18 protein-coding genes (1 of these 18 cut by a window edge) are annotated in these 22,803 nt (G+C 71.2%); 9 read left to right on the top strand and 9 right to left on the bottom strand.

Annotated elements, in window-relative coordinates; genetic code table 11:
- The first annotated feature begins 261 nt into the window (after nucleotides 1-261).
- The 5 genes from MCBMB27_RS09685 (at nucleotide 262) to MCBMB27_RS29530 (ending at nucleotide 4,284) form a co-directional block, all read left to right on the top strand.
- Nucleotides 262-753, top strand: a complete 492-nt coding sequence (locus MCBMB27_RS09685) for a MarR family winged helix-turn-helix transcriptional regulator (protein ID WP_081948821.1) — start codon at nucleotides 262-264, stop codon at nucleotides 751-753.
- Entirely contained in the window at nucleotides 750-2,801 is a 2,052-nt protein-coding gene (locus tag MCBMB27_RS09680; RefSeq protein WP_075380301.1) for an FUSC family protein, read from the top strand. Before MCBMB27_RS09685 ends, MCBMB27_RS09680 begins: the two co-directional genes overlap by 4 nt.
- Entirely contained in the window at nucleotides 2,798-3,007 is a 210-nt protein-coding gene (locus MCBMB27_RS09675; protein WP_043355775.1) for a DUF1656 domain-containing protein, read from the top strand. The genes MCBMB27_RS09680 and MCBMB27_RS09675 overlap by 4 nt, the downstream gene beginning before the upstream one ends.
- Entirely contained in the window at nucleotides 3,004-3,930 is a 927-nt protein-coding gene (locus MCBMB27_RS09670) for an efflux RND transporter periplasmic adaptor subunit (protein ID WP_043355777.1), read from the top strand. Before MCBMB27_RS09675 ends, MCBMB27_RS09670 begins: the two co-directional genes overlap by 4 nt.
- A 66-nt stretch (nucleotides 3,931-3,996) precedes the next feature.
- Nucleotides 3,997-4,284: a hypothetical protein gene (locus tag MCBMB27_RS29530; protein ID WP_043757663.1), complete on the top strand. Its 288-nt coding sequence runs from the start codon at nucleotides 3,997-3,999 to the stop codon at nucleotides 4,282-4,284.
- Between the two features lie 77 nt (nucleotides 4,285-4,361).
- Here MCBMB27_RS29530 and MCBMB27_RS09660 read toward each other — a convergent pair whose 3' ends face one another.
- The 6 genes from MCBMB27_RS09660 to MCBMB27_RS09635 form a co-directional block, all read right to left on the bottom strand.
- On the bottom strand, nucleotides 4,362-5,834 hold the full coding sequence (locus tag MCBMB27_RS09660; RefSeq protein ID WP_075380300.1) for an NAD-dependent succinate-semialdehyde dehydrogenase: 1,473 nt from the start codon (nucleotides 5,832-5,834) through the stop codon (nucleotides 4,362-4,364).
- Nucleotides 5,827-7,839 (bottom strand): acyl CoA:acetate/3-ketoacid CoA transferase, encoded by a 2,013-nt coding sequence (locus tag MCBMB27_RS09655; RefSeq protein WP_053610262.1) that lies wholly within the window; start codon nucleotides 7,837-7,839, stop codon nucleotides 5,827-5,829. Before MCBMB27_RS09655 ends, MCBMB27_RS09660 begins: the two co-directional genes overlap by 8 nt.
- Before the next feature lie 375 nt (nucleotides 7,840-8,214).
- Nucleotides 8,215-9,345 carry a class III poly(R)-hydroxyalkanoic acid synthase subunit PhaC gene (phaC, locus tag MCBMB27_RS09650; RefSeq protein WP_051045109.1) on the bottom strand — a complete coding sequence of 377 codons (1,131 nt, stop codon included), beginning with the start codon at nucleotides 9,343-9,345 and terminating at the stop codon, nucleotides 8,215-8,217.
- Nucleotides 9,338-10,168, bottom strand: a complete 831-nt coding sequence (locus MCBMB27_RS09645) for a poly(R)-hydroxyalkanoic acid synthase subunit PhaE (RefSeq protein ID WP_075380299.1) — start codon at nucleotides 10,166-10,168, stop codon at nucleotides 9,338-9,340. The genes phaC and MCBMB27_RS09645 overlap by 8 nt, the downstream gene beginning before the upstream one ends.
- 179 nt (nucleotides 10,169-10,347) lie before the next feature.
- Complete coding sequence (locus MCBMB27_RS09640) at nucleotides 10,348-11,523, bottom strand: iron-containing alcohol dehydrogenase (protein WP_053610260.1); 1,176 nt, start codon at nucleotides 11,521-11,523, stop codon at nucleotides 10,348-10,350.
- Between the two features lie 43 nt (nucleotides 11,524-11,566).
- A complete protein-coding gene (locus MCBMB27_RS09635; RefSeq protein WP_053610259.1) occupies nucleotides 11,567-13,219 on the bottom strand; it encodes an acetolactate synthase large subunit in 1,653 nt (550 codons plus the stop codon).
- Nucleotides 13,220-13,482: 263 nt separating this feature from the next.
- On the opposite strand from MCBMB27_RS09635, the gene MCBMB27_RS09630 reads away from it, so the two are divergent.
- Nucleotides 13,483-14,967 (top strand): DUF2252 domain-containing protein, encoded by a 1,485-nt coding sequence (locus MCBMB27_RS09630; protein WP_083683443.1) that lies wholly within the window; start codon nucleotides 13,483-13,485, stop codon nucleotides 14,965-14,967.
- 9 nt (nucleotides 14,968-14,976) lie between these two features.
- Here the strand turns inward: MCBMB27_RS09630 and MCBMB27_RS09625 are convergent, their stop codons facing one another.
- Nucleotides 14,977-15,915, bottom strand: coding sequence for a LysR family transcriptional regulator (locus MCBMB27_RS09625; protein ID WP_043357345.1), 939 nt, complete (start codon nucleotides 15,913-15,915; stop codon nucleotides 14,977-14,979).
- A gap of 972 nt (nucleotides 15,916-16,887) precedes the next feature.
- Nucleotides 16,888-18,531 (bottom strand): GMC oxidoreductase, encoded by a 1,644-nt coding sequence (locus MCBMB27_RS09615; RefSeq protein ID WP_075380298.1) that lies wholly within the window; start codon nucleotides 18,529-18,531, stop codon nucleotides 16,888-16,890.
- A 198-nt stretch (nucleotides 18,532-18,729) separates the two neighbouring features.
- Between MCBMB27_RS09615 and MCBMB27_RS09610 the strand changes: the two genes are divergently transcribed.
- The 3 genes from MCBMB27_RS09610 to gluQRS are packed head-to-tail and all read left to right on the top strand — an operon-like array spanning nucleotide 18,730 to nucleotide 22,002.
- Nucleotides 18,730-20,760 carry an ATP-binding protein gene (locus tag MCBMB27_RS09610; protein ID WP_075380297.1) on the top strand — a complete coding sequence of 677 codons (2,031 nt, stop codon included), beginning with the start codon at nucleotides 18,730-18,732 and terminating at the stop codon, nucleotides 20,758-20,760.
- 46 nt (nucleotides 20,761-20,806) lie between these two features.
- Nucleotides 20,807-21,088 carry a hypothetical protein gene (locus tag MCBMB27_RS09605; protein ID WP_043357333.1) on the top strand — a complete coding sequence of 94 codons (282 nt, stop codon included), beginning with the start codon at nucleotides 20,807-20,809 and terminating at the stop codon, nucleotides 21,086-21,088.
- Nucleotides 21,064-22,002 carry a tRNA glutamyl-Q(34) synthetase GluQRS gene (gene gluQRS / locus MCBMB27_RS09600; protein ID WP_083683440.1) on the top strand — a complete coding sequence of 313 codons (939 nt, stop codon included), beginning with the start codon at nucleotides 21,064-21,066 and terminating at the stop codon, nucleotides 22,000-22,002. The genes MCBMB27_RS09605 and gluQRS overlap by 25 nt, the downstream gene beginning before the upstream one ends.
- Before the next feature lie 9 nt (nucleotides 22,003-22,011).
- Here gluQRS and MCBMB27_RS09595 read toward each other — a convergent pair whose 3' ends face one another.
- On the bottom strand, nucleotides 22,012-22,803 hold the 3' end of the coding sequence (locus MCBMB27_RS09595; RefSeq protein ID WP_043354565.1) for a M23 family metallopeptidase. 1,233 nt of this gene lie beyond the right edge of the window; 792 of the gene's 2,025 nt are visible here — the last part of the coding sequence; its start codon lies beyond the right edge, outside the window — the gene reads right to left on this strand; it ends in the stop codon at nucleotides 22,012-22,014.

Here is a 22,803-nt window from a genome sequence, read left to right as displayed (position 1 = left end):
GAGCCCCGCTGACGCGGGCACCTCAGGATGAAGGGGCGGGATGGACTGGCCCGCTCACCGTTCCGCACACGTGCGTGCCGGACCCTGAGCTGCATTCCGCTGACGCTGCACACTCTCGCGACGAGGGACGTGCCCATTCGTTGCCCGCAACCCTGACCGACCACGATGTCACCCTGTCCAAATCGATATGATGCTATCTATCAGTATGTGAACTGATTGATCCGGCGTCTTCGCCGGGTCCTCGCGGCGGGGGATCAGACCGTGACCGACATCGACGATCCCAGGACGCGCGAGCGGCTGCAGCAGGCCATCACGCACGCGTTGCTGACGACGGGACGCCACTGGCGGCGCGCCGCCAACAATGTCGCGGAGGCGCATGGCCTGTCCGACGCCACCGCGCACCCGCTGATCATCATCGGTCGGATGGAAGAGGAACCGCGCCAGAACGTCCTGGCGGAGGCCGTCGGCATCGAAGGCCCCTCGCTGGTCCGCCTCCTCGACCAGCTCGCCGTCGCCGGGCTGGTGGTCCGCCGCGAGGATCCCTCCGACCGCCGCGCCAAGGTGCTGGGTCTGACCCCGCGCGGACGGCAGGTCTTCGAGGAGATCGAGGCGGCGCTCTCGACCCTGCGCGCGCGGGTCTTCGCTGAGGTCGACGACGCCGATCTCGAAGCGAGCCTGCGGGTCTTCGCGGCGCTCCAGCGCTACGGGCGGGAGGCCGCCGCGGCCGCCCCCGAGCTGGAGCCGGCGTCGTGACCCTTCCCGGATGGCGCGACTGGGCGTTCGCGCTGAAGACCTACGCGGCGGCGATGCTCGCCCTGTTCCTCGCGCTCTGGATCGACCTGCCGCGGCCCTACTGGGCGGTGGGCACCGTCTACATCACCAGCCAGGTCCTCTCGGGCGCGACGCGCGCGAAGGCCGTCTACCGCGTCGGCGGCACGGTGCTCGGCGCGGCGGTGAGCGTCGTGCTGGTGCCGAACCTCGTCAACGAGCCGATCCTGCTGAGCCTCGCGGTGGCCCTCTGGGTCGCGCTCTGCCTCTACGTCTCGCTCCTCGATCGTACCCCGGCGAGCTACCTGCCGATGCTCGCCGGCTACACGGCGGCGCTGATCGGCTTCCCCGCCGTCGAGGATCCCGGGGCGATCTTCGACACCGCCGTGGCGCGGGCCGAGGAGATCTCCCTGGGGATCCTCTGCGCCAGCCTCGCCGCCACGCTGATCCTGCCGCAATCGGCGGCCCCCCTGATCGTCGGGCGTCTGAATCTCTGGCTGGCGGAAGCCCGTGCGTGGATCCAGGGTGCCCTCGCGGCGGCCCGGGCGCCGGAGGCTTCCGGGACGAGCCAGGGCCGGCGCCTGCGCCTCGCCTCGGACGCCCTCGGCCTCGATGCCCTCGGCCTCGCCCTGCGCAACGAGGCGACGGGTGCAGAGCGCGCCGCGGAGGCCTTCGCGCCGCTCCGGCAGCACATGCTGATGGTCCTGCCGATCGTCGCCGCCGTGGCGGACCGCGTCGAGACCTTGGAGCGGGCGGGCGCGCTGCCGGCGCGGGTCCGGTCGTTCCTGTCGGACCTCGCCGTCTGGCTCGCCGACGAGGCGGATGATCCGGAGCGCGCCGCGCATCTGCGCGGCCGGATCGACGGGTTCGAGCCGACCCTCGGCCGGAATCCGGACTGGACCACGCTGCTGCTCGCGAGCCTCGCGGCACGCCTGCGCGACGTCATCGACCTACGGCAGGACCTGCGGGCACTCCGTGGCCACCTTGCCGCCGGGACGCCGCCGCGGGCGCCGCTCGCCTTCGCCTACACGGCTCGGGTCAGGTCCATCCGCCACCGCGACCATGGGCTGGCGGCGTTCTCGGCCTTCGGGGTGTTCGTGGGCCTGCTGGTCTGCTGTGCGATCTGGATCGCCACCGGCTGGCCCGACGGATCCGCGGCGCCGATGATGGGCGCGGTCGCCTGCTGCCTGTTCGCCGCGCAGGATGATCCCGCGCCGCAGATCCTGAGCTTCACCAACTCGGCGCTCGTCGGCGCCCTCGGCGCGGGCTTCTACCTGTTCGCCGTGCTGCCCCTCGCCACCTCCTTCGAGATGCTGGCCCTGGCGCTCGCGCCGGCCCTGATCCTGTGCGGCCTGATGATGACGCAGCCGCGCACCGCCCCGATGGGCATGGGCGCGGCGCTGAACGGCGCGACGCTTCTGGCGCTCCAGAACGGCTACAGCGGCGACTTCGCGCCCTTCGCCAACGGGGTGATCGCCTCGGTGGTGGGCATGTGGGTCGGGGCGGTGGTCACCCGGCTGATCCGCTCGGTGGGCGCCGGCTGGAGCGCCCGGCGGCTCGTGCGGATCAACCGGCAGAGCCTCGCAGCCGCCGCGGACGGGCGCGGCACCGGCCACGGCCTCGAACTCGCCGCCCTGATGCTCGACCGCATCGGGCTGATCGCCCCGCGGCTGGCGACGCTGCCGGCCGAGACGTCGGCTTCCGTGGGCGACCTGCTGGCCGATGTCCGGGTGGGCATCAACCTCGTGGAGGTCCGTCGGGTGCGCCGGCGGCTGACGGGTCCGCCCCGGACCGCCGTCGACCGGGCCCTCGCGCTGGCGGCGCGCCAGCTCCGCGACCGGACCGGCCGACCGGATTCGGCGCTTCTGGCGGCGCTGGACGACGGGCTTGACGCCGTCGCGGATGCGGCCCCCGGGCCGGAACGCCGGGCCGCCCTGATCGGACTCACCGGCCTGCGCCGCGGGCTCTTCCCCGACGCGCCGGCCTACCGGGCGGCGCCCCCCGCGCGGGACGACCGGGAGATGGCGGCATGATGGGCGAGATCGACCTCTACGGCGTGTTCGTGCCGGGCCTCGCGCTCTGGATGGCCATCGCCTTCGCGCTCAGCCTGCCGCTCCGCCGTCTCCTGTCGGCGACCGGCTTCTACCGCCTCGTCTGGCACCGGCCGCTCTTCGACCTCGCGCTCTACGTCGTCCTGCTCGGCGGCGTCGTGACCCTCGCCCACCGGACCCTGCAATGACCGCCCTGTTCTCCGTCCTCGGCCGCCTCCTGGTCACCCTCGGCATGGTCGCCGCGGCGCTGATCGTCGGCCTCGGCCTGTGGGATTACTACATGGATGCCCCCTGGACCCGGGACGGGCGCGTGCGCGCCGACGTCGTGGCGGTGGCCCCCGACGTGTCCGGCCTCGTCACCGAGGTGCTGGTGGAGGACAATCAGGTCGTGAGGAAGGGCGACGTCCTGTTCCGCATCGATCCGGACCGGTTCCGCATCGGGCTGCGGCAGGCGGAGGCGATGGTGGAGGGCCGCAAGGCCACCGCCGAGCAGACCGCCGCCGACTATGCCCGCTACAGCAAGCTCTCCGACGCGGCCGTCTCGCAGCAGAAGGTCGAGGCCACCAAGGCCGCCGACCTGTCCGCCCAGGCGGCCTACGAGCAGGCCCTGGCCGACCGCGACCTTGCCAAGCTCAACCTGGAACGCTCGGCGGTGCGGGCCTCGGTCAACGGCCGGATCACCAACATGGAGCTGCGTCCGGGCGCCTACGTCACCACGGGCCGCGGGGTCATGGCGCTGATCGACCGCGACACCGTCCGGATCGAGGGCTATTTCGAGGAGACCAAGCTGCCGCGCATCCGCGTCGGCGCGCCGGTCACCGTCCAGCTGATGGGTGAGGACGGCGTGCTCACGGGCCGCGTGGCGAGCATCGCGGGGGGCATCGGCGAGACCGGCCGCAGCGACGCCACCAACCTGCTGGCGAACGTCAACCCGACTTTCTCGTGGGTGCGGCTGGCCCAGCGCATCCCCGTGCGGATCACCCTCGACGGCGGCCCGGCGGACCCGCGGCTGGTCAGCGGCCGGACCGCGACGGTGTCGATCGCGCCGTCGGCGGGCGGGGAGGCCCTGCGCTGGCCCTGGACGGCGTGGCGGGAGGCGCTCGCCCGCTAAAGGCGACCGAACATTCCCGGCGCCGCCGGGTTGCTCTGACACGACCCACCATTGTCAGGAGTCCCCATGAAGACGATCCTCGCCCTCGCCACATCCCTCGTGCTCGCCACGTCCGGCGCGGCGCTGGCTCAGGCCCCCCAGACCGGCGGCGCCAACCAGGGCAACGTCAACAAGTCCGGCGCGGTGGGTGGCACCGGGACGGGAGCCGGCTCCATGGAGAGCACCGGCTCCACCGGCGCCGGCATGGCGCCCGGCACCAGCGGCGGCCCGCGCGTCAGCACCCCGGGCGCGCCCGCCGGCAGCAGCTCGGGCAACGGCGCCACGGGCAGCGGCGCGGCGCCGAGCGGGAAGTAAGACGCACCGGTTCTCCCTCCTCCGCAGGGGAGGGAGAACCAATCAGGCCCCGATCCGGGTCGACCTGGGACTCGGCCCTACGCGCCGAGGCCGCCCACGCAGAGGTACTTGGTGTTCAGGTAATCCTCGATGCCCTGATACGAGCCCTCGCGGCCGAGGCCGGATTCCTTCACGCCGCCGAAGGGCGCCACCTCGGTGGTGATGATCCCCTCGTTGATCCCGACCATGCCGTATTCCAGCGCCTCCGCCACCCGGAAGGTGCGGCCGAGGTCGCGGGTGTAGAAGTAGCAGGCGAGCCCGTACTCGGTGTCGTTGGCCATGCGGATCGCCTCGGCCTCGTCGCGGAACCGGAACAGCGGCGCCAGCGGTCCGAAGGTCTCCTCCCGGGCCACCGCCATGGCGGGCGTGGCGCCGGTGATCACGGTGGGCTCGAAGAACTGGCCGCCGAGCGCGTGCCGGTGGCCGCCCGCGATCACCCGGCCGCCCTTCTCGAGCGCGTCGCGGATATGCGCCTCGGTCTTCTCCACCGCGGCCATGTCGATCAGAGGCCCCTGGGCGACGCCGTCCTCGACGCCGTTGCCGACCTTCAGGCGGTTGGCCGCCTCGGCCATCTTCTCCGCGAAGGCGTCGTAGATCCCGTCCTGCACCAGGAAGCGGTTGGTGCAGATGCAGGTCTGGCCGGAATTGCGGTACTTGGCGAGCATCGCGCCGGCCACCGCCTTGTCGAGGTCGGCGTCGTCGAACACGATGAAGGGTGCGTTGCCGCCCAGCTCCATCGAGACCTTCTTCACCGTGTGGGCGGCCTGCTCCAGCAGCACCTTGCCGACCTCGGTGGAGCCCGTGAACGTGATCTTCTTGACGAGCGGATTGCCGGTCATCTCGGCGCCGATGGCGCGGGCCGAGCCGGTGAGGATCGAGACCGTGCCGGCCGGGAAGCCGGCGCGCTCGCACAGGACGCCCCAGGCGAGGCCCGAGAGCGGGGTCTGCGAGGCGGGCTTGATCACGATCGGGCAGCCGGCGGCCAGCGCCGGGGCGATCTTGCGGGCGATCATCGAGGACGGGAAGTTCCACGGCGTGATCGCCGCCACCACGCCCACCGGCTCCTTGGTGACGAGGATCTTGCGGTCGCCCCAGGGGGAGGGGACCACGTCGCCGTAGACGCGGCGCGCTTCTTCCGCGAACCACAGCACGTAGGCCGCCGACATGGCGACCTCGCCGCGGGACTCGGTCAGCGACTTGCCCTGCTCGGCGGTGAGGATCTGGGCGAGGTCCTCCTGATGCTCGGTGACGAGCGCCGCGAGCTTGCGCAGCAGCACGGCGCGCTCGTTGGCGGTCTTGGCGCGCCAGGCCGGGTAGGCCGCGCGGGCGGCCTTGATCGCCTGGGCCGTCTCAGCAGCGCCGGCATTCGGCACCCGGGCGATCAAGGCGCCGGTCGCCGGGTTGGTGACGTCGATGCTGCCGGAGCCGGCCTTCGACCATGTGCCGCCGATCAGGCAGGCATCGACCAGCAAGGCGCGGTCCGTCAGGGCGGGGGTCTCGAACTCAGGCATCCAACGGTTCCTTCGGCGGCTGCGATCTGTCGGGCTGGGACAGGCCGGGGCGCGGCTTGAGGGGCACGCTCTGGGCGGTGTTCCGCGCCTGCGCCTCGGCTTTGGTCTCGAAGACATGGGGAGCCAGATCGCGGCTCGCCAACGAGGCGCCGAGTTTCAATCGCAGGAACGCGCTCGTGGTGTACCGCGACGCGGTCTCGTAATAGCGGTTCTCGAGATAGGCGATCGCCGAGAAATAGGCGTCGCTCACCGTCGGGTCGATCTCGAACCCGTCGTAATTGGCGATCAGGTGGACCTTGCGGCCGATCTCCTGGCAGGCGCGCTCGTATTCCCGGCGCACCAGCTCGACATCGTCGATGGTCCGCACCTGGAAACCTTCCAGGTTCGAGAACAGGATGTTGCGCTCCGGGTCGTAGCTGATCCGCTCCGACAGCGAGAGGCCCAGCAGCCACGGCTCCAGGGCCATCACGGCCTCGCGGAACAGGCGCGGATCCATCGGTTTCGGGTCCTGCACGATGGGCGCGAAACCCATCTGGCCGAGGATGTCCCGCGCGATGTCGACCCCCGGCGCAACCTCGACGAGTTCCATCCCGGCCCGGGTCCGCCGGAACACGCAGCGCTCGGTCACGTACAGCACCGGCTGGCCGCGCTCGGCCGCGTAGGCCCCCGAGAAGGTCACCTGCTCCACCGCGGCGATAAACTTCCGGGAGCGGCCCTCGGTGAGGATCCGGATGCCGCCATCCTCCACCGCGACCTTGAGCCCGTCGGCCGTGAAGGTGCCGGCGAAGACGAGGCTCTTGGCGTTCTGCGAGATGTTGATGAAGCCGCCCGCGCCCGCGAGCCGCTTGCCGAAGCGGCTGACGTTGACGTTGCCCTCCGCGTCGCACTGGGCGAGACCCAGGCAGGCGAGGTCGAGGCCGCCGCCGTCGTAGAAATCGAACTGCTGGTTCTGGTGCAGCACCGCGGCCGGATTCAGGGCGGCGCCGAAATCGAGCCCGCCCTGCGGCAGGCCGCCGATCACGCCGGGCTCGGCGGTGAGCGTCAGGTATTTCAGCACCCGCTCCTCGGCGGCGACCGCCGCGACGCCCTCCGGCATGCCGATGCCGAGATTGACCACGCCGCCCGGCGGCAACTCGAAGGCGCAGCGCCGGGCGATGACCTTGCGGGCATCGAGCGCCATGGGGGCGATCCGGTCGAGGGGCACCCGCTGGCGGCCCGTGAAGGCGTGGTTGTAGGGCGTGCCGTAGGTCTGGCGGTGGTTCTCGGGCTGGCTGAGCACCACACAATCGACCAGCACGCCGGGCACCTGCACCTCGCGCGGATTGAGCGAGCCGGCCTCGGCCAGCCGCTCCACCTGCGCGATGACGAAGCCGCCCGAGTTCTTCGCCGCCATGGCGGCGGCGAGGTTGTCGAGGGTGAGCGCCTCGCGCTCCATGGTGATGTTGCCGGCGGGATCGGCCGTGGTGCCGCGGATCAGCGCGACGTTGATGGGAAACGCCTTGTAGTGGAGCCAGGATTCGCCGCCGAGCTCGACCACGCTGACGAGGTCCTCGTGCGTCACGGCGTTGAGCTTGCCGCCCTCCAGCCGCGGGTCGACGAAGGTGCGCAGGCCGACCTTGGTGATGTGGCCCGGCGTGTGGGCGGCGATCTCCCGGTAGAGGTGCGAGACCACGCCGAGCGGCAGGTTATAGGCCTCGATCAGGCCCTCGACCGCCATGGCGCCGAGCTTCGGCACCAGGGCCCAGTGGCCGCCGACGACGCGGCGGACGAGGCCCGGGAGCGCCAGCCGGTTGAGGCCGCGTTCCTTGCCGTCGCCGGGGGCGGCGGCGAACATCAGACCGAGCCCGTGCGGGCCGGCGCCGGATTCGAAGCGGCGGGCGAGCGCCAGGATCAGCTCGTCGGGCGTGCCGATGCCGACGAAGCCCGACACCGCCACCATGTCGCCGTCCTGCAGGATGGCGACCGCCTCGTCGGCGCTGACGATCTTGTTCTTCAGGCTGCCCATCGGGTGATCCTCGGCGCCCGGGATACGGCCGGAGCGGCTGCGCTCGCCCTTCTCCGGGAAGCGACGATGTCCATCGGCCCGGATTGAACGCTGGCCTCCGCGGCAGATCGCGAGGCGCTCCCTCTCCCGTGCGGGAGAGGGTCGGGGTCAGGGACGGGACGCGTCAGGATGGAGCACGCCCTCGAAGCGCCGTCAGGTCGCGCCTTTATCGGACGGACCTGATCCCTCACCCTGCCCCTCTCCCGCACGGGAGAGGGGACCCGCGCTTGATCCCGCCGCCACGGCGCCGCGCACGATGGGTGTGTCCAGTCGCCGTCCCCACAGCGGGGGGAGGGGAGGGGCGTCCTGCTCATCGAGAACCGTCGGGCCGACATCCTACCCCCGCTGGCCGAGCCAGTCGGCGATGCCCGACCCAAGCAGCTTCTGGGCCTTGCCGCCGACGAACACGCCGACATGGCCGCCGGGCAGCCCCATCTCGGTGTAATCCGCGGTGCCGATCTTGTCCTTCAGCGCCTGCGAGGTGGCGGGCGGGATGATGTGGTCGTCCTGGGCGAAGACGTTCAGCACCGGGCATGTGATGGCCTTCAGATCCACCGTCCGGCCGCCGAGCTCGAAGGCACTCTGGACCAGCTTGTTGTCCTGGTAGAGATCCTTGAGCCACTGCTTCGCCGCCTCGCCGGGATGGTCCGGACGGTCGGCGATCCACTTCTCCATGCGCAGGAAGTTCAAGAACTTCTTCTTGTCGTCGAGGGCGTCGAGCAGGTCGAGGTTGTACTTCGTCAGGGTGCGCATCGGCGTCATCATGGAGAACACCGAGCCCATGAAAGCGCCGGGCAGGGAGCCCTGCGCGTCGATCAGCCGGTCCACGTCCTCGGGCGTCAGCGAGCGCGTCCAGACATTGATGAAGCCGTGGCCGGCGCGGGCATCCCGGGCATCGGCATGGAAGTCGATCGGCGTGATGGTCAGCACCATCGCGTTGACGGTCTCGGGGTAGAGCGCCGCGTAGCAGGTGGTGAAGACCCCGCCCTCGCAGATCCCGAGCAGGCTGATCCTGTCGCGCTTCGCCGCCTCCTGGATGACGGCGACGCACTCGGCGAGGTAGCCGTCCACGTAATCGTCGATGGTGACGTAGCGGTCGGCCCGGCCGGGATTGCCCCAATCGACCACGTAGAGGTCGAGGCCGAGGTTCAGCAGGTTGCGGACCAGCGAGCGGTCCTCCTGCAGGTCGGCCATCGTGTAGCGGCCGATCAGGCCGTAGACGATCAGGACCGGCGGCAGGCCCTTGCTCTCGGCGAGGGGCCGGTAGCGGTAGAGCCGGACCTTGTCCTGGCTCCAGACCAGATCCTTCGGCGTGGTAGCGATCGCGACGTCGGCGTCGCTGACATCGGCGAACAGCTTGGCCCCCTCGCTGATCCGGCGGCCGAGGGTGCCGACTTCGGCCAGCAACGCGGCGGGTGTGAGATTCAGCGGAGCGGCCGGCCCCTTCGGGCTTTCCTGGTCAGCCATGGGCTTCCTTCCTGACCTCTGAACCACCCGCCTGCGCGACCTTGCCGGCCTGCCGGCGCTCGCGGCGGAGCGCCCGCACCTCGCGGCGCAGCTCGGTGAGGCTCTTGTGGACGTCGTCGAGCTCGGCCCGGGTCGGCTGGCCGTAGAACTCGGACAGGATGGCCGCGACGTCCTGCTGGGCCAGCCGGAGATCGGTGGAGGCCCGCAGCACCGCCCGCTGCGAGGCCAGGAACTTGTCCGAGCGCTGGACCTCCAGCAGGACCGCGTTGGCGGTCTCGATCCAGCGCGTCATCATCTCCCGGGCGGAGGCGAAGCTCTCGCCGCGCTCGGCGCGGGCATTGGCCTCCTGGGCGAAGGTGCCGGCGGCGCGGGTCCAGGCGTCGAGCATCACGGCCTGATGCTCGCTCTGCGCTCGCCGCAGCGTCGCCCAGGCGGTGAACAGGGCCGCGTAGCGTCGCTCGGTCTGCCACAGGTCGGCGAGCTGCGGACCCTCGGCCATGCGGGTCAGCGCGGCGTCGAACTCGCCCGAGCCGCCGAGCCAGGCCTGGGGATCGAAGATCCGGGCGAGCACCGCCCCGGCGGTCGGGTCCGGCGCCCCGGGGCCGCCCTGGAGCGATGTCGCGAGTGTCTGCGAGAGGGTGTTGGCGGCGGTCCAGGCCTCGGTGAGCTTGGACTGGGCGGCGGCCATGCCGGCGAGATCGGGCGCCGGAAAGGTCGGCCAGCCGAAGCCGGGCGCGGATGGCCCCAGACCCTGCGTGAAGAAGCCCGTGCCCGCCCGGGTCCAGAACTCGCCCATCGCCCGGAACGCGTCGAACTGGTCCATGCTGGCGTTTCTCCTCACAGCCCTAGGGCTGAAACGTCGCCTCCGTCCTTGCGAGCGGAGCGAAGCAATCCAGCAGCGTCTCGCTCGGCGAGGTCGCGCTGCCCTGGGTCGCTTCGCTGCGCTCGCGATGACGGCGTGGCCGGGACTGGCCGAGCGGCAGTCCAGCGCCGCTTCCGCCCTCACGCCGCCGGGCGTGCCTCGCCCAGCGCCTCGGCGTAGATCGCGAACGCGTCGTCGTAGGTGACCTCGCGCGGGTTGTTCACGAGGAGCCGCGTCTGCTTCATCGCGTCGGAGGCCATGCGTTCCAGGTCCTGCCGGGCGACGCCGACCTCGGCGAGGGACGCCGGAACCTTGCAGTCGCGGCAGATCGCGTCGAGGCTCTCCACGAAGCGCTTGGCGGCCTCGGACGGCGGCAGATCCGCGGCCGCGGGATCGAGGATCGGCGCCAGCTCGGCGTAGAGCGCCTCCGCGTGCGAGAGGTTGAAGCGCATCACCCCCATCAGCACGAGCGCGTTCGAGAGCCCGTGCGGCACGTGGAAGATCGCCCCGACCGGGTAGGCCAGGGCGTGGACCGCCGCCACCGGCGCGTTGGCGAAGGCCATGCCGGCGAGCATCGAGCCGAGCAGCATGCCGGAGCGCGCCTCGAGATTCGCCCCATCCGTGCAGGCGGTGCGGATGTTGGCCGAGAGCAGCGCCAGCGCCTGCTTGGCGAGCTGGTCGGAGATCGGGTTCTTCTTGTTCTTGCTGGTGAAGGCCTCGATGGCGTGGACCATGGCGTCGATGCCGGTCGCCGCGGTGACGTGCGACGGCAGGCCGAGCGTCAGCTCCGGGTCGAGCACCGCCCAGTCGGGCAGCAATTTCGGGGCGACGACGCCCTTCTTCTCGGTGGTCGGCGTCGTGACGATCGAGATCGGCGTCACCTCCGAGCCGGTGCCGGCGGTGGTGGGAACGAGGATCAGCGGAAGCCGGTCGCCCGTGGCGAGGCCGACGCCGTAGATCGCGTCGAGCGGCTCGTCGGACTTGGCGAGGTAGGCAACCAGCTTGGCGGTATCGAGCGCCGAGCCGCCGCCGATCGACAGGACGAGGTCGGTCCCGAGCTCCCGGGCGCGCTTGGCCGCCGCCTCGATCACCGTGGAGGGCGGATCGGCCACCACGTCCTCGTAGACGTCGAGGCTGACGCCGGCCGCCGCCAACGCCGCCTCGGCGGCCTGGGTCAGCCCGGCGCCGCGCACGCCCTTGTCGGTGACCAGCAGGACGCGCTTCGCCCCGAAGCGGCCGACGATCTCGGGCAGCTTCCTGGAGGCGCCGGCCTCGAACAGCACGTTCGGCGTGGTCTGGAAGGTGAACGGGTTCATCGCGCTGCCCTGTCTTGGTCCCGACCCAACTGCGACACCAGCCTCACTCGGCCGGCTCGAAATCCTTCACCTTGGCGCGCAGCTCGTCGACCAGCACGCGGGTGTTCTCGGAATAGTCGATCGGCACCGCCACGAGGTGGACGCCCCCCGCCGCGAAGGCCCGGTCGAGGGTCGGCACGAGGTCGTTGACCGACTCGACCCGGTGGCCGGTGGCCCCGTACGACTTGGCGTAGAGCACGAAATCCGGGTTGCTGAAGGTCATCCCGTAATCGGCGAACTTGTCGACCGCCTGCTTCCAGCGGATCATCCCGTAGGCCGAGTCGTCCAGCACCAGCACCACGAGGTTGAGCTTGAGGCGGACCGCGGTCTCCATCTCCTGGCTGTTCATCATGAACCCGCCGTCGCCGCACACCGCCATGACGCGCCGGTTCGGGTAGAGCATCGCCGCCATCATGGCCGAGGGCAGGCCCGCGCCCATCGTGGCCAGCGCGTTGTCGAGGAGCAGCGTGTTGGCGACGTAGGTCCGGTAGTTCCGGGCGAACCAGATCTTGTACATCCCGTTGTCGAGGCAGACGATGCCGTCCTCGGGGATCACCCGGCGCACGTCGCGCACGAGCCGCTGCGGTGTCACCGGGAACCGGTCCTCGCCGGCCCGGTCGGCGATGTGGTTGAGGATGTGCTCGCGCAGGTGGAGCAGGGCGCCGGCGTTGGGGAGCTTGCCGTCGAGTTGGTCGGCGAGCAGCTTCAGGGTGGGGCCGAGGTCGCCCACCACCTCGGCGTCGGGATAGTAGACCTGCTCGACATTGGCCGGCATGTAGCTGATGTGCAGGACCTTCTGGTCGTGCTGGCCCATGAAGAAGGGCGGCTTCTCGATCGTGTCGTGGCCGATGGCGATGATCAGGTCGGCCCGGTCGATCGCCTCGTGGACGTAGTCCCGCTCGGACAGCGCCGCCGTGCCCATGTAGAGGTTCGTGCCGCTCGCCACCGTGCCCTTGCCCATCTGGGTGGTGAAGAACGGGATCTGGGTCCGCTGCACGAAGCCGCCGAGTTCGCCGGTGGCCCGGGGGCGGCTCGCGGCAGCGCCCAGCATGATCAGCGGGCGCTCGGCCTTCAGGATCATGGCGGCGGCGCGCGCGATGGCGGTGGGATGGGCCACCGGGATGTCGATCGGGTGCGAGGGCACGAGGTGGGCCTCGGCCTCCTCGGCCGCGATGTCCTCGGGCAGCTCCAGCAGCACCGGGCCCGGCCGCTCCTCGGTGGCGACCCGGAAGGCGTCGCGCACGATGGTGGGGATCGAGGAGGCCGAGACGATCTGCCGGGCCATCTTGGTGATCGGCTTCATGGAGCTGATCACGTCGACGATCTGGAACTTGGCCTGCCGCGACGACAGGATGCCCTTCTGGCCGGTGATGATGATCATCGGCATCGCGCCGAGATGGGCGTAGGCGGCGCCGGTGGAGAAATTCAGCGCGCCGGGACCCAGGGTCGAGAGGCAGACGCCGGGGCGGCCGGTGAGGCGGCCATGGGTGGCGGCCATGAAGCTCGCCGCCTGCTCGTGGCGGGTCAGGATCAGCTCGATCTTGGAGTTGCGCAGGGATTCGACGACGTCGAGATTCTCCTCGCCGGGAATCCCGAAGATTCGGTCGACCCCCTCGTTCTCGAGGGCGGCGACGAGGAGATCTGAACCCTTGGGCATGCGAAGTCTCGCTGATGCAACGGCGTTCCCGGAACGCCCCGTCCACTTCCGGAACTCTGATCGCGACGCTGTGAACGGCCCGGCACCCGGAAACGCCCCGCGAATACTCGGTTCGTTAGAGGGCTCGCCTATAGAGTGGTCAAGGGCCGTTCGGGCCCGGGACGTCACAGAGCGGGGCCGATGCTACCGTATGGAAATCGCTCCCGGCTCGGGGGGGAGACCCGTACGGCCGCGGCCGCCCTGCATGCCGCGATGGGACATCGATGGATCGCATCGAGAGCGACAGGACTGCCCCGGAAACCGGCGTCTCCGACGCCCCGGGTATGGACTCGGTGCTCGCGCCGGTCGCGGAGTTTCCGCGGATCGACCTCCGCGTGGGCGTCGAGGCCTGGGACAAGCGCCGCAAGGCCGGCAAGCGGCTGCGCGCCGAGGTGCCCCATGCGAGCCAGGCCACGCTGGATCCCGGTCCGGACCGGCCCGACCCGATCGCCCTGATCGAGGCCGCGCATAAGGGCCGTCAGCCGCATCTGATCCCCTTGCGGGTCGCCCGGATGGCATCCTCGCCCTTCGCGTTCCTGCGCGGGGCCGCCCATGTCATGGCCTGGGACCTGTCGCGCGGGCCGCGCAGCGGCATCGACGTGGTGATGAACGGCGACGCGCACACGGACAATTTCGGCCTGTTCGGTACGCCGCAGCGCGACGTCGTCCTCGACCTCAACGATTTCGACGAGGTCACGATCGGCCCGTGGGAATGGGATCTCAAGCGCCTCGCGGCCGGCCTCGCGGTCGCCATCGCGGATGCGGGCGCGCCGGCGGCCGAGCGGCGCGCGGCCGTCATGGAGGCGGTCTCCGGCTACCAACACACGATGCGGCGCCTGGCGCCGCAGGGCTCCCTCGACGTCTGGTACCAGACCACGCGTGCCGACGCGCCGCACATCGCCGGTTTGCAGATGGATGCCGAGGCCCGGGCCGTGGTGCGGCGGGCCGTCGACAAGGCGCGGCGGCGGAACAACCGCAGCCTCCTCGCCCAGGTCGCCGAGCGGCGCACCGACGGCAGCTGGCGCCTGCAAACCGATCCGCCGATCCTGACGCCCGTGGACGAGGCGACCCGCGAGGGCGTCGTCACCGGTCTGGAGCGCTACGCCGAGACCCTGCCGCGGGAGCGGCGCTTCATGCTCGACCGCTACCACGTGGTCGATGTCGCCCATCGGGTCGTCGGCGTGGGCAGCGTCGGGACCCGCGCCTATCTGGCGCTGCTGTTCGGCAATTCCGACGCGGACGCACTCTTCCTCCAGGTCAAGGAGGCGGTCCGTCCGGCGCACGCGCCGTACCTGCCGCGGGTGCCGGCGCCCTTTTCCGGGCACGAGGGCGAGCGCGTGATCTACGGCCAGCGCCTGCTCCAGGCGGTGGGCGATCCGCTGCTCGGCTGGACCAGCATCGCGGGCCGCCCGTTCTACGTCCGGCAGATGAAGAACCTGAAGGGCGCGATCCCGCTGGCGCGGATGTCCGGCGCGCCGCTCCTGACCTTCTCGTACGCCTACGGCACGCTTCTCGCCCGTGCCCATGCGCGGACCGGCGATGCGGCGGCGATCGCCGGCTATTGCGGCAGCGGCAAGCACGACGACCTCTGCGCGGCGATCGCCGACTGGGCTGCGGCCTATGCGGAGCGCAATGCGGCCGATTTCGCGCTGTTCCGCGCGGCGATCGCGAGCGGCCGCCTGGAGACCGCGGACGATCCCTGCCTGTGAGCGCCGAGCTCAGATGATGCCGGGGGCCGGCGGTTCGTGGGCCAGCCGGACCAGCAGATCCCGGAGCCAGCGATGGGCCGGGTCGTGGTCGTACGAGGCGTGCCACAGCATCGACACGGCCACGTCGTCGAGGGGCACCGGCACGGGGCTGACGCTGAGCGCCAGAGCGTTGGCGAAGGAGGTGGCGAGCCGGGCGTGCATCGTGGCGATCACCGGCGCCGCCCGGACCATGAACGGGACGACGAGGAAGCGCGGGGTCGTCACCGCCAGGGTGCGCGAGCGGCCGATCAACGCGAGGGCGTCGTCGACCACCCCGTGGGCGGTTTCGCGCAGGGACGTCAGCACGTGGGGGAAGCGCAGGTAGTCGTCCAGCCCGATCGGCGGCTCCAGGCCGATCAGCGCGGCGTTGAACAGCACCACGTAGCTGTCGCGGTAGAGGAGGCGCTGCTTGTGGTGGAGCTGCCCCTCGGAGAACAGGCCGATGGCGAGATCGACCTGGTCGGCGTCGAGTTCGTCGAGGATCCGGGTCCGGTCGACCGAGCGCAGCAGGAGCCGGATGCCGGGCGCGTCCCGGCGGAGCTGCGCGATCAGCCGCGGCCCGAGCAGCGCTTCGACGCTGTCCGGCAGGCTCACCGTGAAGCTGCGCTCGACGGTGGCCGGGTCGAACCGCTCCTCCCGATGCACCAGCGCCTGCACCTGCCGGAGGGTGGCCCGCAGCGGCTCGGCGATCTTGAGGGCGCGCGGTGTCGGCCGCATCCCGTCCGGCGCCCGGGTCAGGAGTTCGTCGTCGAACAGGCGGCGCAGGCGGGCGAGGCTCGAACTCATCGCCGACTGACCGATCCCCACCCGTGCGGCCGCCCGCGTGACGCTGCGCTCGTCGAGCAGCGCATCCAGGGCCACCAGCAGGTTCAGGTCGATCCGGCTGAGATCGATATGGTCAATGGCCACGGGCGGCGCGATCGATGAGGATTCGGACCGCCGACATAGCAGACGCGGCCGCTTCCCCGTCATCCCGGTGTTGCTGCGCGGAGCCCGGGATCCGGACGCGCCGACCGCGGCACCGGATTTCCGGCGCGCCCGCGGCGCCCCGGAATGACGGCGCGGGGACGTACAGAAGACCGCGGCGGACAGGCCCAGTCCCGCGTGCCGCGCCGCCCGCACCTTGACAATGTTCCTATTTTGTGCTTCCTGACCGCACCTGTCCGCGGCGGCCCGGGAGCGATCCCGGGGCGTCCTTCGGGGGCCCGCCCGGTGGCTGACCGTGCGGGTCCGGGGGCGGGGCGGCGCCCGCGTCGGTGGCTTTCAGCCGCCATCGCCCCGGGCGGCGGACCGGTGCGGGGCGTGTCTCGGAAGCGGGCGTGAGACCGGGCGGCAGTTTGCCCGGCGGGGTCGAGGAAATGCCCCCGCGCCGACCCGCCTCTGGGCCGACCCTGAGCGACCTGCGGACCCGCCCACTACGAGGCGGGGGGCGGCTGGAAGGCCACGGCGCTGATGCGGGTTCCGGAGGTGCGGGCACGGCGTGCCTGGGCCTCGCCCGAGACCGCTAACAGGGAGTCGCAGGACCGGGGCGCTGGAGACGCCGCGACGAGAAAGACGGCACCGGCCGGGGCAGGCGCCCGGTCGATGCCGCGGGGCGCCGCGGGGATCGGATCCCGCGCGACTTTGGCCGACACCTGGGTTCCCGCGGCGTCCCGCGTCCCTCGTGTTCGCTCCCGGGCCATGCCCCCGGCGCCAGCGGCGCGCGGGGACGATAACGCACATCCGAAGCCGGCCCCTCATCCCGAGGTGCCGGAGCGCGGCGACCTCGGGAGAGCCCTCCACAGGTCGCGCGCGTCCTGGAAGCCGCCTTCTAGGCCCGCCGGCGCGGGTGCTTAAGGATGCGGCGCCGGGCGGGAGCGGTGTTCCGCGCCCCGCCGATCCTCAGGCGGGCAGCGGCTCCCGCGGCTCGGTGTGATCGAAAAGCCGGGGCGGCGCGATCGCGTCCCGGGCCCCCATCCGGGCGACGAGATGATCGGCGACCCGCAGGGCGTTGGCGATGATGGTCAGCGTCGGGTTCACGGCGCCGATCGACGGGAAGAAGCTGGCATCGGTCACGTAGAGGTTGTCCAACTCGTGCGCCTTGCAGTTCGGATCGAGCACCGACGTCTTCGGATCCTCGCCGAACCGCAGGGTTCCCGCCTGGTGGGCCGTCCCGCCGATCGGGACGTTCTTGCCGAGATAGAGCGAGCGGTCGAACAGGTGCGGGTGGATGTCGGTGAAGCTGCAGATCTCGCGCAGCTTCTGCCGGAGCCGCTTGTGCGCCTCGACGTTCGTCTCGGTGAGGTCGAGATGGACCTTGCCGTCCTTATAGAAGATCCGGTTCTGCGGGAGCGGCACGTCCTCCGAGGTCAGCCAGAAATCGACGGAGTGCTTGGCGATCCAGTCGAAGGGCTTGTCGGGGAACCATTGCAGGAAGCCCGGCAGGCCCTCGCCGTGGATCTGGGCCCCGTCCGATTTGCCGACCATCTGGATGTGGCCGAGGGGGAACTCCCAGCCGTCCTTCGGGTCCGGATCGCCGAAGTAGAAGTCGTTGAGGCCGAGCGTCTTCTGGAACCGGGTCGGGTTCGGGACCTTCGAGATCGCCAGCACGGTGGAGTTGTTGTGGCGCATGTAGTTGCGCCCGACCTGGTCCGACCCGTTGGCGAGGCCGTTCGGGTGTCGGTCGCTGGCCGAGCGCAGCAGCAGCAGCGCCGAGGAGAGGGCGCCGCAGGCCACCACCACGAGGTCGGCCGAGGCCTCGAAGGGCGCGCCGTCGCGCGCGCCGACGATGCCCGTGACGGTGCGGCCGGAGGGGTCGGTGACGAGGCGCTCGACAAAGGTGCGGGTGAGCAGCGTCAGGTTCGGGCAGTCCCGCAGGGCCGGGTCCACCACCATGGTCTGGGCATCGGACTTGCCGTTGGTGGGGCAGGGGAATCCGTCGAAAGATTCGCACTTGATGCAGGGCGAGGTCGGCACCGCGCGGCCGTCCTTCTCCACCAGCCGCACGCCCACCGGCAGGTGGAACGGGTGGTGGCCGGCCCGCTTCAGGTTGTCGAACAGCTCTTGGATCCGCGGCTCGTGCGCCACCGGCGGATGGGCATAGGGCTTCGTCGACCAGGGCTCGGTCGGGTCCTCGCCGCGCAGCCCGTGGACGTGGAACAGCTCCTCGGCCGCCTGATAGTACGGCTCGAAGACGTCGTAGCCGACGGGCCAGGCCGGCGCGACGCCGTCCTGGTGGCGGATCTCGGAGAAGTCCTTCTCGCGGAGGCGGAAGAGGATCGAACCGTAGAACTTCGAGTTCCCGCCGACATAGTAGTGAAGGCCAGGGCGGAAGCTCTTGCCGTCGGAGGAGTACCACGTCTCCTTGGCCTGGTAGTAGCCGTCGACGATCACCGCCTGACTGTCCCAGTTCCGCGGCTCCCGCAGCAGGTAGTCGCCGCGCTCGACCAGCAGGATCCGCTTGCCCGTCTGGGCGAGGCGCCACGCCATCGTGCCGCCGCCGGGACCGGACCCGACAATGATGACGTCGTAGTGCTCACCGGGCATGTCGCGTCTCCGTCCGGACCTGCGTCCTGGCAGGCAACTCGCGAGCCGCTTTTCGGATCACCTCACGGTTCCGTTAAGCGCGCGCGGCGTCCCGGGCTCCGCGAAGTCTGCAACCGGCGGTTAAGCGCCTTTCCCAACGCGGCCTTCAGCTTCGGCTGCGATCCTGCGGCGGACCGGCCTGAAGCCGGGGAGGCCGGAATGATCGACATGATGGCGCCTGTCCTGGCGCTCCTGACAGCGGCCGCGCTGGGCCTCGGCCTCTGGCGCGTGCGCGGAACGCGGCGCGCCGAGCGCGAGACCGAGCGGCTGCAGGACCGCATCTGGCGGATCAGCGAGAGCGAGGACCGCTATCGCGCCCTGGTGGCCGCCACCACCGAGATCATCGTCCAGCGCGATGCCCGCGGGCGCATCACCTACGCCAACGAGGATTTCGCCCGCCTGCTCGGCCGCGAGCCGATCGCGCTGATCGGCTCTCAGGACGATCTTGAGATCCTCGACCGCAACGCCGTGGAGATCGGGCCGGACGGGGTCCGCCGCCTGGAGGCGCAGGTCCGGGCGGCGGACGGGCGGGCGCGCTGGTTCGCCTTCGTGGAGATGCCGGTGGCGCACGGCGACGCGACGCACTGGCTCCGCGCGGGCCGGGACGTCACCGCGCGGGTCGAGGCGATCCGCAGCCGCGACGCGGCCCTGGAGCGCGCCGAGGCGGCGAGCGTCGCGAAATCCCGCTTCCTGGCGACGGTGAGCCACGAGATGCGGACGCCGCTCAACGGCATCCTGGGCATGGCCGACCTCGTGCTCGGAACCGAGCTGAACCCCGAGCAGCGCACCTACGTGGAGGCGGTGCGCACCAGCGGCCAAGCGCTGCTCGGCCTGATCGACGGGGTCCTCGACTTCTCGCGGATCGAAGCCGGGCGCCTCGACCTCGCGGCCGAGTCCTTCGACCTGCCGGCCCTCTCCGAGGGCGTCGTCGAACTGCTCGCGCCCCGCGCGCAGGACAAGGGGATCGAGATCGCCCTCGACGTGACCGAGGACTTTCCGGCCGCCGTTCTGGGCGACGCCGACCGGGTGCGGCAGATCCTGATCAATCTCGCGGGCAATGCCATCAAGTTCACCGAGCGGGGCGGCGTCGGCGTCAGCCTGAGCTTCGTGCGGACCGCAGCCGGCGGCGAGGTCGTGCTCGCCGTGGCCGATACCGGCCCAGGCATCCCGGAGGAGAGGCTGCCGATCCTGTTCGAGGAGTTCGAGCAGGGCGACGGCAGCGCGAGCCGCAGCCATGAAGGCACCGGTCTGGGTCTCGCCATCACGCGGCGTCTGGTGACCCGCATGGGCGGCCGGATCGAGGCGGAGTCGCGCCTGGGGCGGGGTTCGACCTTCCGGGTCCTGCTGCCGCTGGCCGAGGTGGCCGGCATCGATGACGGCGGACGGGTCCCGTTGCCGCCGCTCTCCGCGCGACGCTGTCTGATCGTCGCCGACTCGCCGTTCCAGGCGCCGTACCTCGCCCGCAGTCTGTCCCGGGCCGGAGCCGCCACCGTGATCGTCGACAGCCTCGAGTCGGGCCTCGACGCCCTGTCGGGCGCCGCCTTCGACGTGGTGCTGGCCGACCGGGCGCTGGGCGACGGTGCCGTGCGGCAGATCGCCGATGCGGCGCGGGCCTGCGGGGTTCGCACGAGCCTCGTGCTCCTCTCGCCGTTCGACCGGCGCGGCTTCGGGGCGCCCGGTGCGGCGGGCTTCGACGGCTACCTGATCAAACCGGTCCGCCCGCGCTCCCTGTTCGAGCGCCTGCTCGCATCGACGGGCCCGGTCGAGGCCGCAGCCGCCCCGCCCGAGGCCCCCTCGCATACCGGCAGCCACCTTCGGGTCCTGCTGGCCGAGGACAACCCGATCAACGCCCTGCTGGCGACCCGGGCGCTGGAACGGCTCGGCGCCACGGTGGTCCATGCGGCCGACGGCGTCGAGGCCCTCGAGCGGTTTGAGTCGGACGGCCCCTTCGACCTGGCGCTGATCGACGTGCGGATGCCGCGCCTCGACGGGCACGAGACCGCCCGGCGGATCCGCGCGGCCGAATCGGGCTGCGCGCACCGGCTCCATCTCGTCGCACTGACCGCCAATGCGGGCCGCGAGGACGAGATCGCCGCCCGGGCGGCCGGCTTCGACGGGTTCCTGGCCAAGCCGCTCAATCTGAAGCTGCTCCCCCCGCTGCTGGAGCGCCAATCCGCGCGCGCGGCCTGAGGGCGCGCGTTGACAGGCGGGCGAGTCCCGCGCCAACAGGACGCCCATGTCGACAGCCAGCCCTCTGCCGCCCGCACCGCGCTCGTCGAGCGGCGCGCTTGCCGCCTGGGGCATCGCGGTCCTCGTGATCGCCACCGTGCTCATCGGCGCCCTGGCGCCCGCCCGTCACCCAGCACCGCTGCGCTCGGCGGCCGAGGATCCGGCCTGCCTCGAATGGAGCGACGGCTGCAAGGTTTGTCAGCGGCTCGCAGACGGCCCGGCCTGCTCGCTCCCCGGCTTCGCCTGCCAGCCCGGCGCGCTGCAATGCCTCCGCCGCCGCGAGGGCTGACGCCGCACCCGCGCAGACCGGCCGATCCGGGCGCCTCGGCGGAGCGGCTCAGAAGTGCGGGAGGACCGGTCCTGCGTTTCGCGCCGAGCCCGAATGGACGCCTGCACCTCGGCCACGCCTACTCGGCGCTTCTCAACGCGCAGTTCGCCACCCGGCTGGGCGGCCTCTGCCGCCTGCGGATCGAGGACATCGATCCGGCGCGCTCGAAGCCGGACTTCATCGACGGGATCGTCTCGGACCTCGCCTGGCTCGGGCTGAGCTATCCCGAGCCGGTGCGGCGTCAGTCCCGGTATATGGATGCCTACCGGACGGCCCTCGACGGGCTCGTCGGCCGCGGGCTCGCCTATCCCTGCTTCTGCTCGCGCGGGCAGATCCGGGCGCGGATCGCGTCTGCGGGCGAGGTCCCCTGCGATCCGGATGGCGTGCCGCTCTATCCCGGCACCTGCCGGCACGAATCTGCCGTGTCCGTGGCGGACCGTCTCGCCAGGGGCGATCCGCATACCTGGCGTCTCGACATGGCGGCCGCCCTGCGCGGCGCCGGCTCGACGCTCGGCTACGTCGCCTTCGACGAGGCGGGCGAGCGCTGGATCGCGGCCGATCCGGGGCGTTGGGGCGATACGGTGATCGCGCGCCGCGACGTGCCGACAAGCTACCATCTCGCAGTGGTTCACGACGATGCCGCCGAGGGGATCACCCATGTGGTTCGCGGCCGCGACCTGGAGGCCGCCACCGACCTGCACGTGCTCCTGCAAGCGCTGCTCGGCCTGCCGACGCCGCGCTACCACCACCACCCGCTGCTGCACGACGCTGAGGGCGAGAAGCTGTCCAAGTCGCGCGGCTCGCAATCCCTCGCCGACCTTCGGCAAGCCGGCCAGACCCCCGGGGACATCCGCGCCCGGCTCGGCTTCGCCTGAGCGATCGCCTCAGCGCACCGCCGCATCGCGCTGGGCGATGGCGGTGGCGCTCTTCGACTTCTGCATGGTGGCGTCGATCTGCTCCCGCTGACGCTTGAACTCGGCGAGCAGGCGCCCGTCGAGCTCCCGGCCACGCGGGACACGGATCTTCATCGGATCGACGAAGTGGCCGTTGATGATCACCTCGTAGTGAAGATGGGCGCCGGTCGACAGGCCGGTCGAGCCGACATAGCCCACGACCTGCCCTTGCCGGACCTTGACGCCCTCCCGGATGCCGCGGCCGAACCGTGACATGTGGTTGTAGGTCGTCACGTAGCCGTTGACATGCTGGATCTCGACCCGGTTGCCGTAGCCCGAGGTCATCTCGGAGCGGATCACCACGCCGTTGCCGGCTGCCATGATCGGGGTGCCGATCGGATTGGACCAGTCGACGCCGGTGTGAAGCTTGGCATAACCCAGGACCGGATGGCGCCGGTAGCCGAAGCCGGAGCGCATGATCCCGTCGGCGATGGGCTTGCGCAGCAGGAATTTCTTCAACGAGCGGCCCTGCTCGTCGAGATAGTCGATCGTCCCGTCATCCGGGGATTGGAAGCGGTAGACCTTGCGGGTCTCGCCACCGAGCGTCAGCGCCGCGTAGAGAAGATCCGGACGGTCGGCGCTGGCATCGTCGTCGGTGCTGTAGAACACGTCGAGCCCGTCGCCGCTGCTGATGCGGCGCTGGAAGTCCAGGTCGTAGCTGAACACCCGGACGATATCCTCGACGGCGGCCCGCGGCAGGTCGTGGCGCGCGGCCGTCTCGTA

Origin of the sequence: Methylobacterium phyllosphaerae (assembly GCF_001936175.1) — a bacterium.
Classification (GTDB): Bacteria; Pseudomonadota; Alphaproteobacteria; order Rhizobiales; family Beijerinckiaceae; genus Methylobacterium; species Methylobacterium fujisawaense.
Note: the sequence above shows the minus strand (reverse complement) of the source record. Positions and strands in the feature narration are given on the sequence as shown.

Coding starts and splice junctions, on each gene's coding strand:
- phaC (WP_051045109.1), bottom strand. CDS start 9,345: ATGGCTGACCAGGAAAGCCCGAAGGGGCCGGCCGCTCCGCTGAATCTC.
- MCBMB27_RS09630 (WP_083683443.1), top strand. CDS start 13,483: ATGGATCGCATCGAGAGCGACAGGACTGCCCCGGAAACCGGCGTCTCC.
- MCBMB27_RS09615 (WP_075380298.1), bottom strand. CDS start 18,531: ATGCCCGGTGAGCACTACGACGTCATCATTGTCGGGTCCGGTCCCGGC.
- MCBMB27_RS09675 (WP_043355775.1), top strand. CDS start 2,798: ATGATGGGCGAGATCGACCTCTACGGCGTGTTCGTGCCGGGCCTCGCG.
- MCBMB27_RS09610 (WP_075380297.1), top strand. CDS start 18,730: ATGATCGACATGATGGCGCCTGTCCTGGCGCTCCTGACAGCGGCCGCG.
- MCBMB27_RS09655 (WP_053610262.1), bottom strand. CDS start 7,839: ATGGGCAGCCTGAAGAACAAGATCGTCAGCGCCGACGAGGCGGTCGCC.
- gluQRS (WP_083683440.1), top strand. CDS start 21,064: ATGCCTCCGCCGCCGCGAGGGCTGACGCCGCACCCGCGCAGACCGGCC.
- MCBMB27_RS29530 (WP_043757663.1), top strand. CDS start 3,997: ATGAAGACGATCCTCGCCCTCGCCACATCCCTCGTGCTCGCCACGTCC.
- MCBMB27_RS09645 (WP_075380299.1), bottom strand. CDS start 10,168: ATGGACCAGTTCGACGCGTTCCGGGCGATGGGCGAGTTCTGGACCCGG.
- MCBMB27_RS09640 (WP_053610260.1), bottom strand. CDS start 11,523: ATGAACCCGTTCACCTTCCAGACCACGCCGAACGTGCTGTTCGAGGCC.
- MCBMB27_RS09605 (WP_043357333.1), top strand. CDS start 20,807: ATGTCGACAGCCAGCCCTCTGCCGCCCGCACCGCGCTCGTCGAGCGGC.
- MCBMB27_RS09635 (WP_053610259.1), bottom strand. CDS start 13,219: ATGCCCAAGGGTTCAGATCTCCTCGTCGCCGCCCTCGAGAACGAGGGG.
- MCBMB27_RS09670 (WP_043355777.1), top strand. CDS start 3,004: ATGACCGCCCTGTTCTCCGTCCTCGGCCGCCTCCTGGTCACCCTCGGC.
- MCBMB27_RS09660 (WP_075380300.1), bottom strand. CDS start 5,834: ATGCCTGAGTTCGAGACCCCCGCCCTGACGGACCGCGCCTTGCTGGTC.